2 protein-coding genes are annotated in these 3,102 nt (G+C 73.9%); one reads left to right on the forward strand and one right to left on the reverse strand.

Annotation, left to right across the window (positions count from 1 at the left end; translation table 11 throughout):
* Positions 1-169: 169 nt before the first annotated feature.
* Positions 170-1,690 (reverse strand): APC family permease, encoded by a 1,521-nt coding sequence (locus ABT381_RS35460; protein ID WP_351602156.1) that lies wholly within the window; start codon positions 1,688-1,690, stop codon positions 170-172.
* Positions 1,691-1,927: 237 nt separating this feature from the next.
* On the opposite strand from ABT381_RS35460, the gene ABT381_RS35465 reads away from it, so the two are divergent.
* Positions 1,928-3,102, forward strand: a 1,175-nt coding sequence (locus tag ABT381_RS35465; RefSeq protein WP_351602158.1) for a PucR family transcriptional regulator ligand-binding domain-containing protein, incomplete at its 3' end; no start/stop codon positions are given.

Consider the following 3,102-nt stretch of genomic DNA (forward strand, 5'->3'; position numbering starts at 1 on the left):
GGGCGGCGAGCGCGACGCCGAGCCCCAGCGCGCCCGCGCGTGCCAGGAGTGCGCGCCGGTCCAGGCCGCGTACGTCGGCGGCGGGCATCCGGAGTCTTCGGGCCGCCGCGTGCTCGGCGGCGAGGCGGCGCAGGGCGTGCATCGCGTGCGTACGGGCCATGGTCACTCCTCAGGAGGAAGGCGGGGCGGGGTCGCGCTCGGCCGCGTCCTCCAGGACGATGCGGCCGATGATCTCGTAGCGTTCGGGCCGCCTGGCCTTGAGGTACAGGGCCAGGCCGAGGCCTCCGAAGAAGACGAGGCCGACGATCCAGGGGATGAGCCGGAAGAAGAGCGAGTCGGCCGCGTCACCGGCCGCGGTCCGCATGTTGACCAGCAGCAGGATGACCACGGCGGTCATGCCGATCCCGCCGAGCAGCGGTGCGGTCAGGGTGCGGAACCAGTGCCGGTCCTCGGGGTGGTGGCGCCGGAAGTAGCCGATGACGGCGAAGGAGCACAGGGTCTGCACGATGAGGATCGCCATCGTGCCGAGGATCGCGAGCAGCGTGTAGAGGTGGATGTACGGGTCCTGGCCGGTCAGCCAGAAGGCGGCGACGAGGGCCGTGGCGAGCGCGGTCTGCACGTACGAGGCGAAGTGCGGGGAGCCGTGCCGGGGGTGCGTACGGCCCAGGCCGCGGTGGAGGAACCCCTCGCGCCCGATGGCGTACAGATAGCGCGCTGCGCACTGGTGGAAGGCCATGCCGCAGGCGAACGAGCCGGTGAGCAGCAGCCATTGGAAGGCGTCCACGGCCCAGCCGCCGAGGAAGGTGCGGGTCGGCGCGAAGAAGAGGTCCAGCGGGGTGCCGGAGGACGCGATCCGTACCGACTCCGCCAGGCCGTTCCCGGAGATCGTCATCCAGGACACGAAGATGTAGAAGAGGCCGACGCCGACGACGGAGATGATCGTGGCGCGCGGGATGACGCGCTTGGGGTCGCGGGACTCCTCGCCGTACATCGCGGTGGACTCGAAGCCGACCCAGGACCAGAAGGCGAAGAAGAGGCCGAGCCCGGCGGAGGTGCCGGTGAAGGCGTTGGCGGGGTTGACGGGGGCCGCGGGGATGCCGTCCGGGCCGCCGCCGGCCAGCAGCACGGCGAGCGAGACGGCGAAGAGCACGGCGATCTCGGCGACGAGCATGACGCCGAGCGCCTTGGCGGTCAGGTGGATGTCGAAGTGCGCGAGCACGGCGGTGACCGCGAGCATCGCGCCCGCGTACAGCGGCCAGGGCAGGTCGGCGCCGAGCTGGTCGGCCACGGTGGTCTTCGCGAAGTACGAGAAGACGCCGACGATCGACGCCTCGAAGACGATGTACGCGAGGACGGCGAGCATCCCGGAGGCCATGCCGGCGACCCGGCCCAGGCCGTGCGAGATGAAGCCGTAGAAGGCGCCGGCGGCGGTGATGCGGCGGGCCATGGCGACGTAGCCGACGGAGAAGACGGTCAGGACGGCGGTGGCGAAGAGGTAGCCGGCCGGGGCGCCGATGCCGTTGCCGGCGCCGACCGCGATGGGGAGGTTGCCGGTCATCGCGGTGATGGGCGCGGCGGTCGCGACCGCCATGAAGACGACGCCGACCAGGCCGACGGAGCCGGCCTTGAGCCGGTCGACGCCGTGTCCCTGGCCGCCGTGCGCCGCCTCCGGTACTTCTGTTCTGGACATGCCACCCCTTGTTCCGGCCGGTACCCCGGGCACTCGGTCTGCGAAGCCCACAGCCTGGCGCGCTGTGACGCGCGCCACAACCGACAACGGAGCCGGTTTTCCTGCGGATGATCGACGAGGTGTCGGGGCGGATCGCGACGGATTCCGTGGCGGACCGCGGCGGACACGGGGCGGTCTCCCCGCTGACCAGGCTCCCGTGGCGGCGGGCCGCCGTTCCTGCGGGTAGCGTTCGACGCCATGGGGTCGGAAGCGATGATCGAAGCCGAGATCACGGTGCGCAGGGCGCTGGAGCTGCCCGCACTGCGGCGCGGGCTGCCGGAAGTGATCACCGGCGAGGACGGACTGGACCGCGCGGTCCGCTGGGTGCACGCCGGCGAGGTGCCGAACATCGCCTCGCTGCTCAAGGGCGGCGAGCTGCTGCTGACCACGGGCCTGGGCCTCGGGGCCCGCCCCTCCGAGCAGCGCGCCTTCGTCCGCAAGCTCGCCGAGCGCGGGATCGCCGCGCTCGTCGTGGAGCTGGGTGCCCGCTTCGAGTCGCTGCCCACCGCCCTGATCGACAGCGCCCGCGCCTCCGGCCTGCCGCTGATCCAGCTGCACCGCGAGGTGCCGTACGTCTCGGTCACCGAGGAGATCCACACCGAGATCGTCAACAGCCACTACACGCTGATGCGCCGCGCCGACGAGGTGCTGCGCCGCTGTACGGACGTCCTGCTGCGCGGCGGCGGCGCCCCCGAAGTGCTGCGTCTGCTCGCCGCCTTCACGGGCAACCCGCTGTGCCTGGAGGCCCCCGACGGCAGCCCGCTGTACGCCGCGGGCCCCGACGACGGCGCCGCCGCCGACGCCGATCCGCTCCAGGCGTGGGAGGGCCTGCGCGAGAAGGGGCTGCGGGTGGACGTGCCCGGCGGCGGCCACGGCCCCGACGCCGTACGGGCCCGGCTCGTCCTCCTGCCCGTCAACGCCGCCGTCGCGCCCGTCCACCGCATCGCCGCCGAACGCGCCGCCGACCTGCTGGCCGTCGTCATGCTGCAGTCCCGGCAGGAGGAGGGGCTGGCGGCGCGCGGCCGCGGCGACTTCCTCGCCGACCTCGCCGAGGGCCGGATCTCGGCGGCCGAAGCGCCGGGCCAGGCCCGGCTGCTGGGCTTCCGGCCCGGCACGGCGGCCCTCCTCCCGGTGGTCATGCGGCTGCCGTCCGGACTGCCCACGGCAGCCGGCTGGGCGCTCCTCGCCCAGGCGCTGCGCGAGGAACTGGCCGCGCTGGGGGCGCCCGTACTGCTCGGCGTGCGGCCGGTGGAGGGCCGCGTACCGCTGCTGGCAGGGCTGCGCGAGGGGCTGGACCGGGAGGGCGCGGCCGACCGGATCGCGGAGGCGCTGCGGGCCGGCGTCGCACGGGCCGGGCGGTCCAGCCCGGCCCG

Origin of the sequence: Streptomyces sp. NPDC000151, assembly GCF_040301705.1 — a bacterium.
In the GTDB taxonomy this organism is placed as follows: Bacteria; Actinomycetota; Actinomycetes; order Streptomycetales; family Streptomycetaceae; genus Streptomyces.